The 20,378-nt window shown below is 69.9% G+C and carries 16 protein-coding genes; 4 read left to right on the top strand and 12 right to left on the bottom strand.

Going from position 1 to position 20,378, the window contains the following annotated elements:
- Positions 1 to 41 precede the first annotated feature (41 nt).
- The gene (locus BLT43_RS14340) at positions 42 to 3,509 is read right to left on the bottom strand and encodes an indolepyruvate ferredoxin oxidoreductase family protein (RefSeq protein WP_090113923.1); all 3,468 of its coding nucleotides are present in this window, start codon (positions 3,507 to 3,509) and stop codon (positions 42 to 44) included.
- A gap of 227 nt (positions 3,510 to 3,736) precedes the next feature.
- Entirely contained in the window at positions 3,737 to 7,207 is a 3,471-nt protein-coding gene (putA, locus tag BLT43_RS14335) for a bifunctional proline dehydrogenase/L-glutamate gamma-semialdehyde dehydrogenase PutA (RefSeq protein WP_090113922.1), read from the bottom strand.
- A gap of 120 nt (positions 7,208 to 7,327) precedes the next feature.
- On the opposite strand from putA, the gene BLT43_RS14330 reads away from it, so the two are divergent.
- The 3 genes from BLT43_RS14330 (at position 7,328) to BLT43_RS14320 (ending at position 9,462) form a co-directional block, all read left to right on the top strand.
- A complete protein-coding gene (locus BLT43_RS14330; protein ID WP_090113921.1) occupies positions 7,328 to 7,798 on the top strand; it encodes an Lrp/AsnC family transcriptional regulator in 471 nt (156 codons plus the stop codon).
- A 125-nt stretch (positions 7,799 to 7,923) separates the two neighbouring features.
- Positions 7,924 to 8,553: a CDP-alcohol phosphatidyltransferase family protein gene (locus BLT43_RS14325; RefSeq protein WP_090113920.1), complete on the top strand. Its 630-nt coding sequence runs from the start codon at positions 7,924 to 7,926 to the stop codon at positions 8,551 to 8,553.
- A 249-nt stretch (positions 8,554 to 8,802) separates the two neighbouring features.
- Positions 8,803 to 9,462: a sugar transferase gene (locus BLT43_RS14320; RefSeq protein WP_090113918.1), complete on the top strand. Its 660-nt coding sequence runs from the start codon at positions 8,803 to 8,805 to the stop codon at positions 9,460 to 9,462.
- Here BLT43_RS14320 and galE read toward each other — a convergent pair.
- The 8 genes from galE to BLT43_RS14280 all read right to left on the bottom strand — a co-directional run bounded on the left by galE (position 9,459) and on the right by BLT43_RS14280 (position 17,825).
- Positions 9,459 to 10,472: a UDP-glucose 4-epimerase GalE gene (gene galE / locus BLT43_RS14315; protein WP_090113917.1), complete on the bottom strand. Its 1,014-nt coding sequence runs from the start codon at positions 10,470 to 10,472 to the stop codon at positions 9,459 to 9,461. The two genes, BLT43_RS14320 and galE, sit on opposite strands and share 4 nt — an antisense overlap.
- A 95-nt stretch (positions 10,473 to 10,567) precedes the next feature.
- Entirely contained in the window at positions 10,568 to 11,566 is a 999-nt protein-coding gene (locus BLT43_RS14310) for an ABC transporter substrate-binding protein (RefSeq protein WP_090113916.1), read from the bottom strand.
- Positions 11,567 to 11,616: 50 nt separating this feature from the next.
- On the bottom strand, positions 11,617 to 12,462 hold the full coding sequence (locus BLT43_RS14305; protein WP_090113915.1) for an ABC transporter permease: 846 nt from the start codon (positions 12,460 to 12,462) through the stop codon (positions 11,617 to 11,619).
- On the bottom strand, positions 12,459 to 13,406 hold the full coding sequence (locus BLT43_RS14300; RefSeq protein ID WP_090113914.1) for an ABC transporter permease: 948 nt from the start codon (positions 13,404 to 13,406) through the stop codon (positions 12,459 to 12,461). Before BLT43_RS14300 ends, BLT43_RS14305 begins: the two co-directional genes overlap by 4 nt.
- A gap of 218 nt (positions 13,407 to 13,624) precedes the next feature.
- The gene (locus BLT43_RS14295) at positions 13,625 to 14,416 is read right to left on the bottom strand and encodes an ABC transporter ATP-binding protein (RefSeq protein ID WP_090113913.1); all 792 of its coding nucleotides are present in this window, start codon (positions 14,414 to 14,416) and stop codon (positions 13,625 to 13,627) included.
- A gap of 22 nt (positions 14,417 to 14,438) precedes the next feature.
- Positions 14,439 to 15,896 carry a dihydropyrimidinase gene (hydA, locus tag BLT43_RS14290; RefSeq protein WP_090113912.1) on the bottom strand — a complete coding sequence of 486 codons (1,458 nt, stop codon included), beginning with the start codon at positions 15,894 to 15,896 and terminating at the stop codon, positions 14,439 to 14,441.
- Positions 15,897 to 16,044: 148 nt separating this feature from the next.
- Positions 16,045 to 16,503, bottom strand: coding sequence for a hypothetical protein (locus tag BLT43_RS19175; RefSeq protein WP_090113911.1), 459 nt, complete (start codon positions 16,501 to 16,503; stop codon positions 16,045 to 16,047).
- 71 nt (positions 16,504 to 16,574) lie between these two features.
- Positions 16,575 to 17,825: a Zn-dependent hydrolase gene (locus BLT43_RS14280; protein ID WP_090113910.1), complete on the bottom strand. Its 1,251-nt coding sequence runs from the start codon at positions 17,823 to 17,825 to the stop codon at positions 16,575 to 16,577.
- A 201-nt stretch (positions 17,826 to 18,026) separates the two neighbouring features.
- Between BLT43_RS14280 and BLT43_RS14275 the strand changes: the two genes are divergently transcribed.
- Positions 18,027 to 18,641: a TetR family transcriptional regulator C-terminal domain-containing protein gene (locus BLT43_RS14275; RefSeq protein ID WP_090113909.1), complete on the top strand. Its 615-nt coding sequence runs from the start codon at positions 18,027 to 18,029 to the stop codon at positions 18,639 to 18,641.
- A gap of 30 nt (positions 18,642 to 18,671) precedes the next feature.
- On the opposite strand, the gene preA is transcribed toward BLT43_RS14275, so the two are convergent.
- Both preA and BLT43_RS14265 read right to left on the bottom strand, forming a co-directional pair.
- Positions 18,672 to 19,976, bottom strand: a complete 1,305-nt coding sequence (preA, locus tag BLT43_RS14270) for an NAD-dependent dihydropyrimidine dehydrogenase subunit PreA (protein ID WP_090113908.1) — start codon at positions 19,974 to 19,976, stop codon at positions 18,672 to 18,674.
- An 11-nt stretch (positions 19,977 to 19,987) separates the two neighbouring features.
- Positions 19,988 to 20,374: a VOC family protein gene (locus BLT43_RS14265; protein ID WP_165612625.1), complete on the bottom strand. Its 387-nt coding sequence runs from the start codon at positions 20,372 to 20,374 to the stop codon at positions 19,988 to 19,990.
- Between the last annotated feature and the right edge of the window lie 4 nt (positions 20,375 to 20,378).

Genomic DNA, 20,378 nt, shown 5'->3' with positions numbered 1-20,378 from the left:
CCCCGATCGCGCCACGTCGCGTCGTCGAACATGTTCTCTCCCTACTCCGCCGCCACCGCTTGCGGGGCGTCCTCCCTGATCGCGGCCCTCAGCGCCTCGCGCCGCGGGGCCGCCTGTTCCATCGCCTTGGCCTTCACCGGGCCGTAGCCGCGGATCTGGTCCGGCAGTTCGAGCAGTTGCAGGATCTCGGCGTCGCGCCCCTTCCCCAGACGCTCCATCGCCAGATCCATGTCCGCCTCGTAGGCGCCGATCAGCGCCCGCTCCGCCCGCCGCTCCTCGCTGCGGCCGAAGACGTCGAGCGGCGTGCCGCGCAGCCGCTTCGCCGCCGCCAGCACCCGGAACGCCTTCAGGACCCAAGGCCCGAACTCGCGCTTCTTCGGCCGGCCTTCGGCGTCGGTGCCGGGCAGGCCCGGCGGCGCGAGGTTGAAGGCGATCTTGTAGTCACCGTCGAACTGCCGGCGCAGGTTCTCCGAGAACTCGGGCCGAGTAAAGAGCCGGGCGACCTCGTATTCGTCCTTGTAGCTCAGCAGCTTGGCATAGTTCTGCGCGACCGCGCGGGCGATCTTGTCGCCCATGGGGTGTGAGGCGGCCGCATTGCGCACCGACGCGACCCGGTCGGTGTAGCGCCGCGCGAGCCTGGCGTTCTGGTAGTCGGTCAGATGCCCGGTGCGGTGCGCGACGAGCTGGTCGAGCGTCATCTGCGCCTGCGGGACATGCGGCGGCTCGTCGGTCTCGCCCATCTCGCGGATCACCCGCTGCGGGTCGGCGGCCATCACCCGGCCCCAGTCGAAGGCGTCGAGGTTGGACTGCACCGCCACGCCGTTCAGGCGCACCGCCTCGGCGATCGCCTCGCGCCCGACCGGGATCAGCCCCTGCTGCCAGGCATAGCCCAGCATCATGATGTTGACCGCGATCTCGTCGCCGCAAAGCTCGCGCGCGACATGGGCGAAGTCGTGGAAATGCTCGGGCGAGCGCACCGTCTTCTCGACCGCGCGCATCACCCCAGCCGAGCGGAAGTCGAAGTCGCGGATGCGCACGAAGTCCGAGGTCGGCGAGAGCTTGGTGTTCATCACCGCGTGGGTGCGCTCCGCGTCGCAGAGCGTGACGCCGTCCTTCGAGGCCGCGACCACGCTGTCGGCGGCCAAGAGCACGTCGGCCGTGCCGGTCGCGATGCGCGGCGCGGTGGCCGGGCGCTCATGGGTCGAGATGCGGATGTGGCTCAGCACCGCCCCGCCCTTCTGCGCGAGGCCCGCCATGTCGAGGATCATCGGCGACAGCCCCTCGAGATGCGCGGCCATGCCCAGAAGCGCGCCGATGGTCAGCACGCCGGTGCCGCCGACGCCGGTGACGGCGACGTTCCACGGCTTGACGATCTGCGGCAGCTGCGGCTCGGGCAGCGTCGAGACGTCCGGCCCTTCGGCCGCCGGGCGCTTGTGCGGCTTGGCGCCGCGCAGCGTCACGAAGGAGGGGCAGAAGCCCTTGAGGCAGGAGAAGTCCTTGTTGCAGGCCGACTGGTTGATCTGCCGCTTGCGCCCCAGCTCGGTCTCCAGCGGCTCGACCGCGATGCAGTTCGACTGCACCGAGCAGTCGCCGCAGCCCTCGCAGACCGCCGGGTCGATATGCACCCGCATGTCCGGGTCCTCGGCCTTGCCGCGCTTGCGGCGGCGGCGCAGCTCGGCGGCGCAGGTCTGGACGTAGACCATGATGGTCACGCCCTCTATCTCGCGCAGCTCCTTCATCACCGCGTCGACCTCGTCGCGGTGGCGGATCTCGGTGCCCGGCGCCAGGTCGGAGGTCGAGTAGTTCTCGGGGTGGTCCGAGAGCAGCACGATCTTCGCGACGTTCTCATGCGCGACCTGATGCGTCACCTGCTCGGGCGAGAGTGGCCCGTCGACCTTCTGGCCGCCGGTCATGGCGACCGCGTCGTTGTAGAGGATCTTGTAGGTAATGTTGGCCTTGGCCGCGACCGACTGGCGGATCGCGAGGTGGCCGGAATGGAAGAAGGTGCCGTCGCCGAGGTTGACGAAGCGGTGCTTCTCCTCGGTGAACTTGCCGATCGCGCTCCACGGCACGCCCTCGGCCCCCATATGGGTGAAGGTCTCGGTGTTGCGGTCCATCCACTGCACCATGTAGTGGCAGCCGATGCCGGCCATCGCCTTCGAGCCCTCGGGCACCTTGGTCGATGTGTTGTGCGGGCAGCCCGGGCAATAATGCGGCAGGCGCGTCACCGGCGCCTCGTGGGCGAGGCCGCGCGCATGGCCGGCCTCGAGCCGCTTCAGCTCGGCCTCGATCCGGTCGTGCAGCCCCTCGGGCAGGTCGATGTGCAGAAGCCGGTCGGCGATGGCGCGGCCGACCGAGCCGACGGTGAGGCCCTGGGAGAGCGACAGGAAGGGGCGGTCCTTCTCGTCGTGCTTGCCGATGATCCGCGGGCGCACGTCGGCGCGCCAGTTGAACAGCTGCTGCTTGATCTGGTTCTCGATGATCTCGCGGCGCTCCTCGACGATCAGCACCTCGTCGAGCCCCTCCGAGAAGTGGCGGATGCCCTCGGGCTCCAGCGGCCAGGGCATGCGCACCTTGTAGAGGCGCAGGCCGATCGCCTTCCACTCGTCGGGCCCGAGGCCCAGCTCGGCCAGCGCCTGGCGCACGTCCTCGTAGGCCTTGCCGGAGGCGACGATGCCGAAGCGGGCGTTGGGCGTGTCGATCGTGACTTGGTCGACCCGGTTGGCGCGGGCGAAGGCGAGCGCGGCGAAGCCCTTGTGCTCCTGCAGCCGCTCGTCCTGCACCAGCGGCGGGTCGGGCCAGCGCAGGTTCAGACCGCCTTCGGGCATGTCGAAATCGGTGGGCAGCAGGAACTGCCGCCGCTCCTGCCCGAGATCGATCACGGTCGAGGTCTCGACCGTCTCGGAGATCACCTTGAAGCCGACCCAGCAGCCCGAATAGCGCGACATGGCGATGCCGAGCAGGCCCAGCTCGAGGAACTCGTGCACCGAGCTGGGATAGAGCATCGGCATCAGCGCCGAGATGAAGGCGTGGTCCGACTGGTGCGGGATCGAGGAGGATTTGCAGGTGTGGTCGTCGCCGGCGATGGCCAGCACGCCGCCATGCGCCGAGGTGCCGGCGGCGTTGGCGTGCTTGAGCACGTCGCCCGAGCGGTCGACGCCCGGCCCCTTGCCGTACCACAGGCCCAGCACGCCGTCCTTCTTCGCGCCCTCGGAGAGCGCGAGCTGCTGGCTGCCCCAGACCGCGGTGGCGGCGAGGTCCTCGTTGACGCCGGGCTGGAACACCACGTCGAGCGGGTCGAGATGCTTGCGCGCGGCCATCAGCTGCTGGTCGTAGCCGCCCAGCGGCGAGCCGCGATATCCCGAGATGAAGGTGCCGGTATTCAGCCCGGCGGCGCGGTCGCGCCGCATCTGGGTCATCGGCAGGCGCACCAGCGCCTGGATACCGGTGAGAAAGACGTGGCCGGTCTCGGCCGTGTACTTGTCGTCGAGCGACACGTTGATCGTCATGCACCCCTCCCCTGGCTTATGACGGGGCCGAGTCTAGACCGGATCGCGCGGAATGCGGTCCCCGTTTTCGAGGGGCTTGCGACACTTCCGCGTGACAAGGTCACGAAAAACCCGGCAAAAACGGAAACGGCGTCACGCCTTTCGGCGGACGCCGCATTCCCCTCGTCAGGCGCCGAGAGCGCCGCCCGGACGGGCGGAACCGGGGCCGCGCGCGGCCCCGGCCGGTGTCAGCCGACGCTGGCGAGCAGGCTGGCGTTTCCGCCCGCCGCGGTGGTGTCGACGCAGACATGCCGCTCGAGGAAGAGCCGCGTCGCGATGTCCTCCTCGGCCAGAAGCGGCACCCGCTTGCCTTCGCGCGCGGCGAGCGCGGCGCGGAACGGGCGCAGGGCCTCCGAGCCGCCGCGCAGCGCCACGGCATCGACGCCGCGCAGGCTCTCGAGCGCCTTCGGGTCGAGCGTGCCGTCGAGGCAGGCCTCGCCCGAAAGACCCGGCGCCACGCCGATGGCGGCGCAGCCGGCCTCGGCCGCGTGCTGCATCTGCATCCGCGCCTCCTCGACCGACGGGCCGAGGCAGAGCACGGTGCCGCGCGGCACCACCGAAAGCCGGTTCGACTCGCCGGTCGGCCCCGGAAGGGTGACGGTGCCCCTGCGATCGGTGGCCGGCGTTGCCGCGTCGAGCAGCGCCTGCACCTTCTCGCTCGGCACCTCGGGCCCGTTCGCCGCCAGCGACGGGATGCGCGTCGGCTCGGTGAATCGCGCGACGTAGCGCGGCCCGCCGGCCTTCGGCCCAGTGCCCGACAGCCCCTCGCCGCCGAAGGGCTGCGAGCCCACGATGGCGCCGATCTGGTTGCGGTTGACGTAGAGGTTGCCGACATGGACGCGGCGCGTCACGTGCTCGACCCGCTCGTCGATCCGGGTGTGCAGGCCGAAGGTCAGCCCGTAGCCGGTGGCGTTGACCGCGTCGATCACGTCGTCGATCTCGTGCGACTTGAAGGTGGCGACATGCAGCACCGGGCCGAAGATCTCGCGCTCGAGCTCCTCGATGCCGTTCAGACGGATCAGCGCCGGGCCGACATAGAAGCCCTTCTCGGGCGTCTCCAGCTGCCACATCAGCCGGCCCTCGGCGCGGGCCTTCTCGACATGGTCGACGATGCCCTTCTCGGCGCGCGCGTCGATCACCGGGCCGACATCGGTGGAGTGCGCCCACGGATCGCCGATGCCCATCTCCTCGGCCGCGCCCTTGAGCATCTCGAGGAACCGCTCGGCGATGTCCTCCTGCAGGTAGAGCATCCGAAGCGCCGAGCAGCGCTGCCCGGCCGACTGGAAGGCCGAGTTGACGATGTCGCGCACCGCCTGCTCGGGCAGGGCGGTGCTGTCGACGATCATCGCGTTCAGGCCGCCGGTCTCGGCGATCAGCGGCGCGGTCGGGTCCATGTTGGCGGCCATGGCGCGGTCAATGCCGATCGCTGTCTCGGTCGAGCCGGTGAAGCACACCCCCGCGATGCGCGGATCCGAGGTGATCGCGGCGCCGACCACGCGGCCCGCGCCGGGCAGAAGCTGCAGCGCCTCGCGCGGCACGCCGGCCTCGTGCATCAGCCGCACGCCCAGCGCCGCCACAAGCGGCGTCGACTCGGCCGGCTTGGCGATCACCGCGTTGCCGGCGGCCAGCGCCGCCGCGACCTGGCCGGTGAAGATCGCCAGCGGGAAGTTCCACGGGCTGATGCAGGCGAAGGTGCCGCGGGCCGGGTCCTTCAGCTCCTCGCCGCGGGCGGCGTAGTAGCGCAGGAAATCGACCGCCTCGCGCAGCTCGGCGATGGCGTCCTTCGGCGTCTTGCCGGCCTCGCGCGCGACCAGGGCGAAGAACTCGTGCGCGTGCTCCTCGTAGAGATCGGCGGCCTTCCTGAGCGCGGCGCCTCGGGTCGAGGCCGGGGCCTGCCAGCGGCGGGCATGGCTGATCGCGGTCTCGACATCGGCCTTGGACGACATCACCACCTCGCCGACCACGTCCGCCGGATCGGCCGGGTTGGTGACGCGCAGCGTCTCCTCGCCCTCGGCCTCGCCGGCGAGGATCGGGCCGGCGGACCAGTGCCCCTCGCGGTAGGCGTTGCGCCCGGCGTCGAACTCGGCCAGCTGGTCCACCGCCGTCAAGTCCCAGCCGCGCGAGTTCTCGCGCTCGGGCTGGAACAGCGCGCGCGGGTCGCGCAGCTCCTTCGGGCGCGGGCCGCCGAGCTTCTCGAACGGGTCGGCCGCGACCACCTCGGGCGGCACGCTCTCGTCGACGATCTGGTTGACGAAGGAGGAGTTGGCGCCGTTCTCGAGCAGCCGCCGCACGAGGTAGGCCAGCAGGTCGCGATGCGCGCCCACCGGCGCGTAGATCCGCAGCCGGGTGCCTTCCTTCTCGATCTGCTTGTCGTGCAGCGCCTCGCCCATGCCGTGCAGGCGCTGGAACTCGAAGTCCTGCCTGCCGCCGGCCATCTCCATCACCGTGGCGACGGAGTGGGCATTGTGGGTGGCGAATTGCGGGTAGATCCGGTCGGTCATGCCCAGCAGCCGCTTGGCGCAGGAGAGCCACGCCACGTCGGTCGCGGCCTTTTCGGTGAAGACCGGGAAGTCGGTCAGGCCCTCGACCTGCGCGCGTTTGATCTCGGTGTCCCAGTAGGCGCCCTTGACCAGCCGCAGCATGATCTTGCGGTCGAGCTTCTCAGACAGGGCGTAGAGCCAGTCGATCACGCCGCCGACGCGGCGGCCGTAGGCCTGCACCACGACGCCGAAGCCGTCCCAGCCGGCCAGCTCCGGGTCCGACAGCACCGCCTCGATGATGTCGAGCGACAGGTCGAGGCGGTCGGCCTCCTCGGCATCGACGTTGAGGCCCATGTTGCCGGCCTTGGCGGCGCGGGCCAGCTCGGTCAGACGCGGCACCAGCTCTTCCATGACCCGCTCGCGCTGGGCCTCCTCGTAGCGCGGATGCAGCGCCGAGAGCTTGACCGAGATGCCGGGGTTGTCGCGGATGTCGGCCGCCGTCGCTTCCTTCGAGATCCGCGCGATGGCGTCGGAGTAGCTCTTCATGAAGCCGGCGGCGTCCTTGGCGGTCAGCGCCGCCTCGCCCAGCATGTCGTAGGAATAGGTCACGCCGGACTTCATCGGCCCGCGCGAACGCTTGATCGCCTCGTCGATGTCGCGGCCGAGCACGAAGGTCTTGCCCATCTCGCGCATCGCGGCATGGGTGGCGGCGCGGATCACCGGCTCGCCCAGCCGCTTGATCGCGCGGCGCAGCACGAGGCCCAGCCCCTCGCCCTTCTCGTCGAGCACCTTGCCGGTCAGCATCAGCGCCCAGGTCGAGGCGTTGACCAGCGGCGAGGCGGCCTTGCCGAGATGCGCGCTCCAGTCCGAGGGCGTGATCTTGTCCTCGATCAGCGCGTCCATGGTGTGCGCGTCGGGCACGCGCAGCAGCGCCTCGGCGAGGCACATCAGCGCGATGCCCTCGCGGGTCGACAGGCCGTACTCGGCGAGGAAGGCCTCCATGATGCCGGGCCGGGTGTCGTTGCGGATCGCGCGGACCAGCTCGGCGCCGCGCCGGGTGGCGGCGGTACGGATCTCGGACGAGATCGGGTCGGCGGCCATGAGATCGGCCAGCACCTCGGCCTCGTCGCGTCGATGATCGGCACGGATGCGGATGCGCAGATCGTCAAGCTCGCTCATGGTGACCCCCTTGAGTTTAAGAATATGACATTCTACTCCTGATCAGCTAAGGCACGTTTCCCGAAGATCGACGGAAAACCCGCCTTTTGCCCGAAATTTGAAGACGTGGCGGGAGGAAAGATGAGCAATTCCGACACCGGCAGCCATCTCGACCGCGTGGATTACCGCATCCTCGCGGAATTGGCAGCAAATGCTCGGCTTCCGGTGACGGAACTGGCCGCGCGGGTCGGCCTGTCGAAATCGCCCTGCCAAGTGCGGCTGAAACGGCTGCAGGAACGGGGCGTGATTCGCGGCTTCCGGACGGTGATCGACCCCGCCAAGCTCGGTCTCGATCACGTCGCCTTCGTCGAGGTGCGGCTGTCGCACACCACCGAGGAGGCGCTGTCGGACTTCAACGCCGCGGTGCGCCGGATCACCGAGGTCGAGCAGTGCCACTTGATCGCCGGCAGCTTCGACTACCTGCTCAAGGTCCGCACCCGCGACATCCGCAGCTACCGCGACGTGCTGGGCTCGAAGATCTCGGCGCTGCCGCATGTGGCGGGCACCTCGACCTATGTCTCGATGCAGCCGATCATCGACGACACGATGTAGCCGGCGGCCCTGCGCCGCCGCCGATCCCGAGGCCGGTCACCCTTTCGTCAGAACGCCGGGCCGCCATTGCCGCGGCCTCGGCGCGGCGCGATGATCCGGCCGCCCCGACCCGTTCCGGAGAAGTCATGCTCGACACCGTCGCCCGCCGTCTGATCGATCCGCCGCTGAACCGGCTGGGGCGCGGCCTCGCCCGCGCCGGCGCGACCGCCGACGGCGTGACGCTGGCCGGCCTCGTGCTCGGCCTCGCGGCGGCGCTTCTGATCGCGCTGGGCGAAAGCCACTGGGCGCTGCTGCCGCTTCTGGCCTCGCGGCTGGCCGATGGGCTCGACGGCGCGGTGGCGCGCGCCACGCGGCGCACCGATTGGGGCGGCTATCTCGACATCGCCTGCGACTTCGCCTTCTACGGCGCGGTGCCGCTGGCCTTCGTGCTGGCCGATCCGGCGGCGAACGGTGTCGCCGGCGCCGTGCTGCTCGCCGCCTTCTACTTCAACGGCACGACCTTTCTCGGCTACGCGATCCTCGCCGAGAAGGCCAAGATCGAGACCCGGGCGCAGGGCGTGAAGTCGCTCTACTACTCGAACGGGCTGCTCGAAGGCACCGAGACGATCGGCTTCTTCGTCCTGATCTGCCTGTTCCCCGGCGGTTTTCCGCCGCTGGCCGCAATATTTGCCGCTTTGTGTTACATCAGCGGCACAGTCCGGATTATTGGAGCACGACGCCTGTTCCGGACCCACGGCCAAACTGGCACCGATTAAGGCAGACCTTCGTTCGAAGGGCTCTGCGGAGCGCACCGCTTCACGGAGCTGCATTATCTTGAGGAGCGCCAGACGTTGACTTCCGTCACCGAGGCAGCCTGGGATGACGCCCAAGCGATCGGTGCTGCCCCGACGGCACCAGCGGCACGGACCGCGATCGCGGCGGAGCAGACGACCGCGCCGCCCGGCCCGGTGACCGGCCCCGTCGCGGCGGTGATCCCAGGGACACGCACCCGCCCCGAAGGCGGAATGACCCTGGCCAAGCGGATGCTCGACGTGACGCTGGCGCTGGTGCTTCTGGCCCTGCTCTGGCCGGTGATGATCGGCCTCGTGCTGCTCCTGCTGGTGGTCGAGGGCCGGCCGATCTTCTTCCTTCACGACCGGATGAGCACGCCCACGCGCAGCTTCAAGCTAGTCAAGTTCCGCACCATGCGCTGCCATGGCGAGGCCGGCGGCGTGACCGGCGGCGACAAGGCGGGCCGGATCTCGCGGCTGCAGCGCCTGCTGCGCCGCAGCCGCGCCGACGAGCTGCCGCAGCTGTGGAACGTGCTCAGGGGCGACATCTCTCTGGTCGGGCCGCGCCCGCCGATGCCCTACTACGTCGAGGCCTTTCCCGCGCTCTATGCCGAGGTGCTGAAGTCCCGGCCCGGGATCACCGGCCTCGCGACGCTGCGCTTTCACGCGCATGAGGAGGCGATCCTCGCCACCTGCACCTCGCCCGAGATCACCGACCACGTCTACCGCCGGCGCTGCGTGCACCGGAAGGCCCGGCTGGACCTGATCTACCAGCGCCGGCGCACCGTCTGGATGGATCTGCGGCTGATCGCGGAGACCGCGCTGAACGTGGTGCGCCCCCGGCGCCGGCGCCGGAAATGGTCCCGGCAGAACCGCCGGGACCGGGCGCTCTAGCAGCGATAGCCGTCGGGGTTGCGCGACTGCCAGTTCCAGTGGCTGGCGACCATTTCGCGCAGCCCGTGCTCGGCCCGCCAGCCCAGATCGCGCGCCGCGCGCGACGGGTCGGCCTGGATCGCGGCGATGTCCCCGGCGCGGCGGGGCGCGATCTCGAAGGGCAGGTCCCGCCCCGCGGCCGCCGAGAACGCCTCGAGCATCTCGCGGACCGAGTAGCCCTGCCCGGTCCCGATGTTGTAGGCCTCCGTCCCCGTCGCCGCGGCGCTGCGCTCCAGCGCGGCGAGATGCGCCCGGGCGAGGTCGACCACGTGGATGTAGTCGCGCACGCCGGTGCCGTCCGGCGTGGGGTAGTCGTCCCCGAAGATCCTCAGCCGCTCCAGCCGGCCGGCCGCGACCTGCGCGATGTAGGGCATGAGGTTGTTCGGGATGCCGGCCGGATCCTCGCCGATCCGCCCCGAGGCATGGGCCCCCACGGGGTTGAAATAGCGCAGCAGCATCACCGACGCCTCGGGCCGCGACGCCGCCCAGTCGCCAAGCACCTGCTCGGCCATCCGCTTGGTGTGCCCGTAGACATTGGTCGGCGACAGCGGGTGATCCTCGGTGCAGGACAGGGCCTGCGGCTCGCCATAGACGGTCGCCGAGGACGAGAAGACGATCCGCCCGCAGCCGGCCGCCTCCATCGCCCGCAGGAGCGACAGCGTGCCGGCGACATTGACGTCGTAGTAGTCGACCGGCCGCTCGGCGCTTTCGCCCACGGCCTTCAGCCCGGCGAAATGGATCACCGCGTCGGGCGCGAACGACTTGGCCAGTTCGGTCAGCCCGGCGGTGTCGCGGATGTCGAGCCGGTGCGCCTCGGCCGGCCGGCCGGCGATCTCGGCCACGCGCCGCAACGCCTCGGCATCGCTGTTGGCGTAGTTGTCGACGCAGGCGACCTCGTGGCCCTGCGCCAGAAGCTCCACGATGGTGTGGCTGCCGATGTAGCCTGCACCGCCCGTCACCAGAACCTTCATCGGCCGCTCCCTTCATGCCTGTTCCCACCCTATTGGCAGGTCCGGCCGGAGGGGCCAAGGGGCGAGCGCCGGATCGGCGCCCGCCAACCGCGCCGCTACTGCAGCGCCTGCTCGGTGATCTCGTGGGTGAAGGCGCCCTCGGGCTCCTGCGAGATGACCGGGTCCGAGCCGCCGGCCAGCAGCGTGTCGACGGTGCGCCGGTAGGCCGCCTCGTCGAGGCTGCCGTCGGAGCCCTCGGTCAGCTTGGCGATCTCGCCCATCATCCGCACCTGGTGCGCCTCGGTCTGCGCGCCGGTCTCGTCGTAGTCGAGCACGATCTGCGCGGCCTCCTCGGGGTTCTCACCGGCCCATTTCCAACCCTGCATCGAGGCACGGACGAAGCGGACCATCTTGTCGACGAAGTCCGGATCCTCGAGGTTCTCCTCGAGCACCCACATCCCGTCCTCGAGCGTGGCCACGCCCTCCTCCTCGTACTTGAAGGTGACGAGTTCGTCCTCGGTGATGCCGGCGTCGAGCACCTGGCCGTACTCGTTGTAGGTCATGGTCGAGATGCAGTCGGCCTGGCGCTGGATCAGCGGGTCGACGTTGAAGCCCTGCTTCAGAACCGTCACCCCGTCATCGCCGCCCTCGGTCGGGATGCCCTCCTGGCTCATCCAGCTCAGGAACGGGTACTCGTTGCCGAAGAACCAGACACCGATGGTCTTGCCGCGGAAATCCTGCGGACCGGTGATGCCGGTGTCCTTCCAGCAGGTCAGCATCAGGCCCGAGCTCGCGAAGGGCTGGGCGATGTTCACCACCGGCAGCCCCTTCTCGCGCGCGGCCAGCGCCGAGGGCATCCAGTTCAGCATCACGTCGGCGCCGCCGCCCGCCAGCACCTGCGGCGGTGCGATGTCGGGCCCGCCGGGCAGGATCTCGACGTCGAGTCCCTCCTCCTCGTAGAAGCCCTGATCGAGCGCGACGTAGTAGCCCGCGAACTGGGCCTGCGTGACCCATTGCAGCTGCAGCCGGACCTCGTCGAGATCCTGCGCCGAGAGCGGCGCGGTGCCCGCCATCAGCGCTCCTGCCGCCGCAGCGGCCATCATCATCCGTTTCATTCTTGGTCGACCTCCGTTGGTGTGGACGGCCCGATTGCGGGCTCTGTTGGTTATCCGCGTTGCGAGGGATGCCAGAAGGTCACCCCCCGCTCGATCAGGGCGACGAGCCCGTAGAAGCCGGTGCCCGCCAGCGCCGCGACGAGGATCGCGGCCCAGACCATGTCGAGCGCGAGCTGGCCCACCGATGTCGTGATCCGGAAGCCGAGCCCGAGCGTCGGAGAGCCGAAGAACTCGGCCACGATGGCGCCGATCAGCGCCAGCGTCGTGCAGATCTTCAGCCCGTTGAACACGAAGGGCATGGCGGCGGGCAGGCGCAGCTTTAAAAGCCCCTGCCAGTAGCCCGCGCCCCAGCTCTTCATCAGGTCGCGCTGCATGGCGGTGGTCTCGGAGAGCCCCGCCACGGTGTTCACCAGCATCGGGAAGAACACCATGACCACCACGACGGCGGCCTTGGACTGCCAGTCGAAGCCGAACCACATGACGAGGATCGGCGCGGTGCCGACGATCGGCAGCGCCGCCATGAAGCTTGCCAGCGGCAGCAGCCCGCGCTTGAGGAAGACGAAGCGGTCGACCGCGATGGCGGTCAGGAAGGCCGCGCCGCAGCCGATCAGGTAGCCCGAGAGCGCGCCGCGCCCGATGGTCTGCACGAAGTCGGCCCAGAGCACCGGCAGGCTGGCGCCGAAGCGCGCGCCGATCTGGCTCGGCGGCGGCAGGATCACCAGCGGCACCTGCAGCGCCCGCACCGCGATCTCCCACAGCACGAGGATGGTGAGGCCGAACAGCAGCGGCACCGCCATGCGCGCCCAGATGCGGTTCGCCAGTGGCCCGGTGGCGAGCCAGACGTTGAGCGCCCAGAGCCCGAGCCAGAGCGCTAGCGCAAGGATCGCCGCGCTCATGCCGCGCCCCCCATGCGCCTGAGCGCCAAGCGCTGCGCACCGCCGATCGCCGCCACCAGAACCGCCGCCAGCGCGGCGGCGAGGAACAGCGCCGCCCAGATCTGCGCGGTCTGGCCGTAATAGCTGCCCGCCAGCATCCGTGCGCCGAGGCCCCCACCCTGCACCGGCAGCTCGCCGACGATGGCGCCGACCAGCGCGGCGGCCACCGCGATCTTCAGCGAGGCGAAGAGATAGGGCATCGAGGCCGGCAGCCGCAGACGCGTCAGCACCTGCCAGCCGCTCGCGTCCCAGGTCCGCATCAGATCGGTCTGCATCGCGTCGGGCGCGCGCAGCCCCTTCACCATGCCGACCACCACCGGGAAGAAGGACAGGTAGGCCGAGATGACGGCCTTGGGCAGCAGCCCCTGCAGCCCGACGGAGTAGAGCACCACCACGATCATCGGCGCCAGCGCCACGATCGGCACGGTCTGGCTGACGATGGCCCAGGGCATCACCGACTTTTCCATGGTCTTCGAATGGACGATGCCGATGGCCAGCAGGATGCCCGCCCCCGCGCCGATCAGGAAACCGAGCGCCGTGGCCGAGAGCGTGATCCAGGCGTGCAGCAGGAGCCCCCGGTTCGACAGGCTGCCCGAGTTCAGCAAGCCGCGCCGCCCCTCGATCTCCTCCATCACCGTGCTCTGCCACAGCTCGCCCGCGACCTGGTGCGGCGCCGGCAGGCGCGGCCGGTCCTGCGCCCAGGTTCCGGAAATCTGGCCGGGATTGGCGAGCACGAGGCCCAGCGCGTTCGCGTCGCGGCGTTCGACGGCGGTGGCGGGCGTGACCGCCGCCCCCGCCCGCTCGGCCTCGGTCAGCACCTCGCGGATGTTCATCGGCACGGCGGCCGCGTACCACAGCGCGAAGACCGCCAGCAGCATGGCGAGGATCGGCCCGGCCCGGATCATTCCGCGACCCCTGCTACTTTTCTCCTCAAACACGCATATCCCGCGGTTTCGACCCGTCCTGCCGTCGAACGGGCAGACCCGTACCGCCATGCGTATTTTAAGAGAAAAGTAACCATCAGGGTGTGTCCTCGGTCTGCGGTACAGGCTGGCGAGCCGATGACCGCGAGAGAAGTAGCCATGCTACGGGCCTCCCGCTCCGAACGGGCGGGAGGCCTTTCCTAGTCCTCATGCCCGGCCCTCAGCCCCTCGCGTACCCGGTGCGCGATCTCGATGAACTCGCGGCTGTCGCGGATGTCGAGCGGGCGCTCGCGCGGCAGCGGGCTGTCGATGACGTCGGTGATCCGGCCCGGGCGCGGGCTCATCACCACGATCTTGGTCGACAGATACACCGCCTCGGGGATCGAATGGGTGACGAAGAGCGTGGTCTTGCCGGTCCGGGCCCAGAGCTTCAGGAGCTCCTCGTTCAACCGGTCGCGCACGATCTCGTCGAGCGCGCCGAAGGGCTCGTCCATCAGCAGGATGTCAGCGTCGAAGGCGAGCGCCCTTGCGATGCTGGCGCGCTGCTGCATGCCGCCCGAAAGCTGCCAGGGATACTTCTTCTCGAAGCCCCCCAGCTCGACCAGTTCCAGCACCTCGCGCACCCGCCGCGCCCGCTCGGCCTTGGCAAAGCCCATGATCTCCAGCGGCAGCGCGATGTTGCCGCCGATGGTGCGCCACGGGTAGAGGCCGGCGGCCTGGAACACGTAGCCATAGGCCCGCGCGCGGCGCGCCTCGTCCGGGCTCAGCCCGTTGACCGAGACCTCGCCGGCCGTAGGCCGCTCCAGCGCGGCGACCACCCGCAGGAAGGTGGTCTTGCCGCAGCCCGAGGGGCCGATGAAGGAGACGAACTCGCCCTTGGCGATGTCGAGGTCCACGCCCTTCAGGGCGTGCACCGGCCCGTCGGCGGTCTCGAAGGTCAGATCGATGCCGCGCGCCGAAATGACCGTCTGCGGGATCGGGGCGTTCATCATCGCCGCACCCTCCACCCCGCGCTCAAACCCCGCTCGCCGGAATGCCCGACCGCTCCACCGGCCGCGGCGCGGTCAGCGCCTTCCACGAGGACAGCGCCCGGTTCACCGCGCCCTGCGGCTCGCGCGCGACGAACTCGCCGTGACCTTCCTGCGCGTGCAGCTCGCCGTCGCGCACTGAGACATGGCCGCGGCTCAGCACGTAGCGCGGCAGGCCCTTCACCTTCTGCCCCTCGAACACGTTGTAGTCGATCGCCGAGGCCTGCGTACCGGCGGTGATCGTCTTTTCCTTCTCGGGGTCCCAGACGACGATGTCGGCGTCGGAGCCGACGAGGATCGCGCCCTTCTTCGGGTAGCAGTTGAGGATCTTGGCGCTGTTGGTCGAGGTCACGGCGACGAATTCGTTCATGGTGATCCGGCCGGTGTTGACGCCATGGGTCCAGAGCATCGGCATCCGGTCCTCGAGCCCGCCGGTGCCGTTCGGGATCTTGGTGAAATCGCCGACGCCGTTGCGCTTCTGCTCGGTGGTGAAGGCGCAGTGGTCGGTCGCCACGACCGAGAGCGTGCCGGAGGCGAGACCGGCCCAGAGGCTGTCCTGGTGCCGCTTGTCGCGGAAGGGCGGCGACATCACCCGGCGCGCGGCGTGGTCCCAGTCGGGATGGGCGTATTCGCTCTCGTCGAGCGTCAGGTGCTGGATCAAGGGCTCGCCCCAGACCCGCTTGCCCAGCATCTTGGCGCGCCGGATCGCCTCGTGCGCCTCCTCGCAGGAGACATGCACGACGTAGAGCGGAACGCCCGCCATGTCGGCGATCATGATGGCGCGGTTCGTGGCCTCGCCCTCGACCGAACTGGGGCGCGAATAGGCATGCGCCTCGGGGCCGGTGTTGCCCTCTGCCAGGAGCTTCGCCTGAAGCTCGGCCACCACGTCGCCGTTCTCGGCATGCACCAGCGGGATCGCCCCCAGCTCGGCGCAGCGGCGGAACGAGGCGAAGAGCTCGTCGTCGTTCACCATCAGCGCGCCCTTGTAGGCCATGAAGTGCTTGAAGGTGGTGATGCCGTGGTCGCGCACGACCGTTTCCATCTCGTCGAAGACCTGCTTGTCCCACCACGTGATCGCCATGTGGTAGGAGTAGTCGCAGGCCGCCTGCCCCGACTTGTTGTGCCAGACCTTCAGCGCGTCGAGCAGGCTCTGGCCCGGGCTCGGCAGCGCGAAGTCGACCACCATGGTGGTGCCACCGGCCAGCGCGGCGCGGGTGCCCGAGCCGAAATCGTCGGTGGAATGCGTGCCCATGAAGGGCATCTCCAGATGCGTGTGCGGGTCGATCCCGCCCGGCATCACGTAGCAGCCGGTGGCGTCCAGCGTCTCGTCGCCGGTCAGCCCCTCGCCGATCGCGGCGATCCGGCCGTCCTCGATGAGCAGGTCCGACTTGTAGGTCAGATCCGCCGTGACGATGGTGCCGTTCCTGATGACCGTCGTGCCCATGCCGTTCCCTCTCCCGTTGGTCCGGCCCCGTTGACCGGGGCGTCGCATAGCCGGGCCGCGCCGGGCGGGCGCGGACCGGGAAAGGGGTGCGGCGGGCCGGTCGGGGGCGGCGGCGCGCGGCGCGGCCGGCATCGCCCCCTCACGGGCCTCAGCTGGCGGGGCGCGGCCCCACCGTGCCGTCGTCGTTTTCGCACAGCGGCGCGCCGCTGGCGTCGCGCACCGGGTAGCCGCTCAGAGGCTCGGTGCGCTCGATCGAGAAGAGGTAGCAGCCGTCGCCGTTCTGGAACACCGCCGAGGGCGGCGTGCCCGGCACCAGCGCCGACAGCACGACCTCGGGCACCTCGACGCCTTCCTGCGCGCCGCTCGCGGTGATCGCGTTGGGCGCGGGCGGCGGGGCCGAGGCGGTCTGCGGCGCGGGCTCGCTGTCGAGCGGCTGCGTGGTCACGCTTTCGGGGCGCGACAGCGCCGCCGGCGGCTCGGGCTGCGGCTCCGGCGCGGGAAAGACGGGGGCCGGCTGCGGCTGCACCGCGACGGTCTGCACGGGCTCGCAGGCGGCGAGTATCGGCAGGGCGGCAAGCAGGGGCAGCAGGCGAAGCGAACGGGACATCGGGGTCTCCTGAGGATCACGGGTTCGGGATACAGCATAGCCGCCCCGCGCCCGGGTCAAGTGCGCGACCCTCATTCGACGATCCCCGCCGTCTCCAGCACGGCATGGAACAGCACGTCGGCGCCCTTCGTCGCCCAGTCCTGGGTGATCTCCTCGGCCTCGTTGTGGCTGAGCCCGTCCTTGCACGGGCACATCACCATCGCCGTCGGCGCCACACGGTTGATCCAGCAGGCGTCGTGCCCGGCGCCCGAGACGATGTCGCGGTGGCTGTAGCCCAGGCGATCGGCCGCGGCCCGCACCGCCGCGACGCAGGTGCCGTCGAAGGTGACGGGATCGAAATGCCCGACCGGCTCGATCTCGATCCCGAGGCCCAGCTCATCGGCGATGCGCTGTGCTTCGGCTTCGACCTCTCCCCGCATCGCGTCGAGCTTGGCCCGCTCGGGCGAGCGGATGTCGACGGTGAACACCGCCCGGCCCGGGATCACGTTGCGCGAGTTCGGGTAGACATTGGCCTGCCCCACCGCGCCCACCGCGTCGGGCTGGTGGTCCATGGCGATGCGGTGCACGGCCTCGGTGATCCGCGCCATGCCGAGACCGGCATTGACGCGCATGGCCATCGGCGTCGAGCCGGTGTGGCTCTCCTTGCCGGTCAGCCGCACCTCGAGCCACCACAGGCCCTGGCCGTGGGTGACGACGCCGATCTCCTTGCCTTCGGCCTCGAGGATCGGGCCCTGCTCGATATGCAGCTCGAAGAAGGCGTGCATCTGGCGCGCGCCGACCTCCTCGTCGCCCTTCCAGCCGATCCGCTCCAGCTCGTCGCCGAAGCGCTTGCCCTCGGCATCCTCGCGCGCATAGGCCCAGTCCAGCTCGTGCTGGCCCGCGAAGACGCCCGAGGCCATCATCGCAGGCGCAAAGCGCGTGCCCTCCTCGTTGGTCCAGTTGGTGACCACGATCGGGTGCTTCGTCCTGATGCCCATGTCGTCGAGCGAGCGGATGATCTCCAGCCCGCCGAGCACGCCCAGAACGCCGTCGTACTTGCCGCCCGTGGGCTGGGTGTCGAGATGGCTGCCGACATAGACCGGCAGCGCGTCCGGGTCGGCGCCCTCGCGGCGGGCGAACATCGTGCCCATCGCGTCGACGCCCATCGTCAGACCGGCCTCCTCGCACCAGCGCTGGAACAGCGCCCGCCCTTCGGCATCCGCGTCGGTCAGGGTCTGGCGGTTGTTGCCGCCCGCCACGCCGGGGCCGATCTTCGCCATCTCCATCAGGCTCGCCCAGAGCCGGTCGCCATCGATCTTCAGGTTCTCTCCGGGCGCAGCCATGCGGGTCTCCTGTCTGGGTCGGCCGGGCGCGGGACGATGCGGTGCGGCGGCCTGCCTTGATTTGACCAGTCGGTCAAAGGAACGCTAACAGAGGCCCGAATCCAGTCAAGGATTTCGCTTCCCCCGACGGCAGATGCCCGAAAAACGGGAGGACCTGCCCCGCGATGGCGCTATTTCCGGCGCGAGACGCATGAGGACCAGATGACCGACGCGCCGCCGCAGACCCGCATCCAGGCCCGCAACCGGGCGATCATCCTCGAAGCCGGGCTCGAGGTCTTCGCCGCGCGCGGCTTCCGCGGCGCGACGCTCGACCGGATCGCGCAGTCGGCCGGGCTGTCGAAGCCGAACCTGCTCTACTACTTCCCCTCCAAGGAGGCGATCCACGTCGCGCTGCTCGAGCAGCTGCTCGACCTGTGGCTGGCGCCCTTGCGCGCGCTCGACCCCGAGGGCGAGCCGCGCCAGGAGATCCTGCGCTACGTCCGCCGCAAGCTCGAGATGAGCCGCGCGCATCCGCGCGAGAGCCGGCTCTTCGCCAACGAGATCCTGCAGGGCGCGCCGCGCGCCCGCCCCGTGCTCGACCGCGAGCTCAAGCAGCTGGTCGACGAGAAGGCGGCGCTGATCGCGCGCTGGTCCGAGGCCGGCCGGATCGGCCCGGTCGACCCGCATCACCTGATCTTCTCGATCTGGGCGCTGACCCAGCACTACGCCGATTTCGACGTGCAGGTGCGGGCGGTGCTCGGCGAGGCCGACCCCTTCGCCCGCGCCGAGGCCTGGCTCACCCGGATGTTCGAGGCGGTGCTGGCGCCGCCCGGCTGACGGCGCCCGGCCCGGAACGGGCCCGCCGGCCTACTCGGCCGCCTGCGCCGCGGGGTTGTTGGGATGCGTGGTCCAGTCGGCATGCTCGGGCGAGACCACGCGGCCGGTGCGCGGATCGGTCGACCCGGCGGCCATCGGCACCATGTCGATGCAGTTCTCGACCGGGCAGACGTCGACGCAGAGGTTGCAGGCCACGCATTCGGCGTCGATCACCTCGAACACCCGGCCCGGCTTCATCGCGATCGCCTGGTGGCTGGTGTCCTCGCAGGCGGCATAGCAGCGGCCGCACTTTATGCAGAGATCCTGGTCGATCCGCGCCTTGGCGACGTAGTTGAGGTTGAGGTTCTTCCAGTCGGTGACGTTCGGCACCGCGCGGCCGACGAAGTCCGACACGTTGCGGTAGCCCTTCTCGTCCATCCAGGTCGAGAGCCCCGCGCACATCTCCTCGACGATGCGGAAGCCGTAGGTCATCGCCGCGGTGCAGACCTGCACCGTGCCGCAGCCCAGCGCCATGAACTCGGCCGCGTCGCGCCAGGTGGTGACGCCGCCGATGCCCGAGATCGGCAGGCCGCGCGTCGCCTCGTGGCGGGCGATCTCCGAGACCATCGACAGCGCGATCGGCTTGACCGCCGGGCCGCAATAGCCGCCATGGCTGCCCTTGCCGTCGATCGAGGGCTCGGGGCTGAAGCTGTCGAGATCGACGCTGGTGATCGAGTTGATCGTGTTGATCAGCGACACCGCGTCGGCGCCGCCGTTGCGCGCCGCCGCCGCCGGCTTGCGGATGTCGGTGATGTTGGGCGTCAGCTTCACGATCACCGGCCGGTCGTAATACTGCTTGCACCAGCGGGTGACCATCTCGATGTATTCGGGCACCTGCCCCACCGCCGAGCCCATGCCGCGCTCGCTCATGCCGTGCGGGCAGCCGAAGTTCAGCTCGATCCCGTCGGCATTGGTCTCGGCCACGCGCGGCAGGATCGCCTTCCAGGCCTCTTCCTCGCAGGGCACCATGATCGAGGCGATCAGGGCGCGGTCCGGGTAGTCCGCCTTGACCCGCGCCATCTCCTCGAGGTTCACCTCGAGCGGCCGGTCGGTGATCAGCTCGATGTTGTTGAGGCCCAGCACCCGCCGGTCGGCGCCGTGGATCACGCCGTAGCGCGGGCCGTTGACGTTGACCACCGGCGGTCCCTCGGCCCCCAGCGTTTTCCAGACCACGCCGCCCCAGCCGGCCTCGAAGGCCCGCCTGACATTGTACTCCTTGTCCGTGGGGGGCGCCGAGGCCAGCCAGAACGGGTTCGGGCTGCGGATGCCCAGGAAGTCGGTGGTCAGGTCGGCCATCTCATCGTCCCTTATCCTGCGGGTGGCGTGGAATGCATCACGATGGTGTTACCCTCGCTGTCGAGGAACATCGCGAAGCGTTCGTTCTCGTTCCAGGGCAACTCTGCGGGCTTGCCGGCAAAGCGCACGCCCGCCGCCTTGAGGCGCTCGATCTCGCCGTCGAGATCGCCGCATTCGAGGTAGAGCACCGGCACCTCGTCGGCGTAGCTCACCTCGTGGCGGCGCGCGAACTGGATCTTGGTGCGGGTCTCCGGTAGCTTCATCATGATCATCCGCCAGTCGTCGTCGAGCTCGGCGTCGAGAGCGACCTCCATGCCGACCACGTCGCGGTAGAACGCGAGCGCGCGGTCCTGGTCGTCGACCGGAAGCGGCAGGATGAAAATGCCGGTGAATGCCATTTGT

Source organism: Limimaricola pyoseonensis (assembly GCF_900102015.1).
GTDB classification, from domain to species: domain Bacteria; phylum Pseudomonadota; class Alphaproteobacteria; order Rhodobacterales; family Rhodobacteraceae; genus Limimaricola; species Limimaricola pyoseonensis.
Note: the sequence above shows the minus strand (reverse complement) of the source record. Positions and strands in the feature narration are given on the sequence as shown.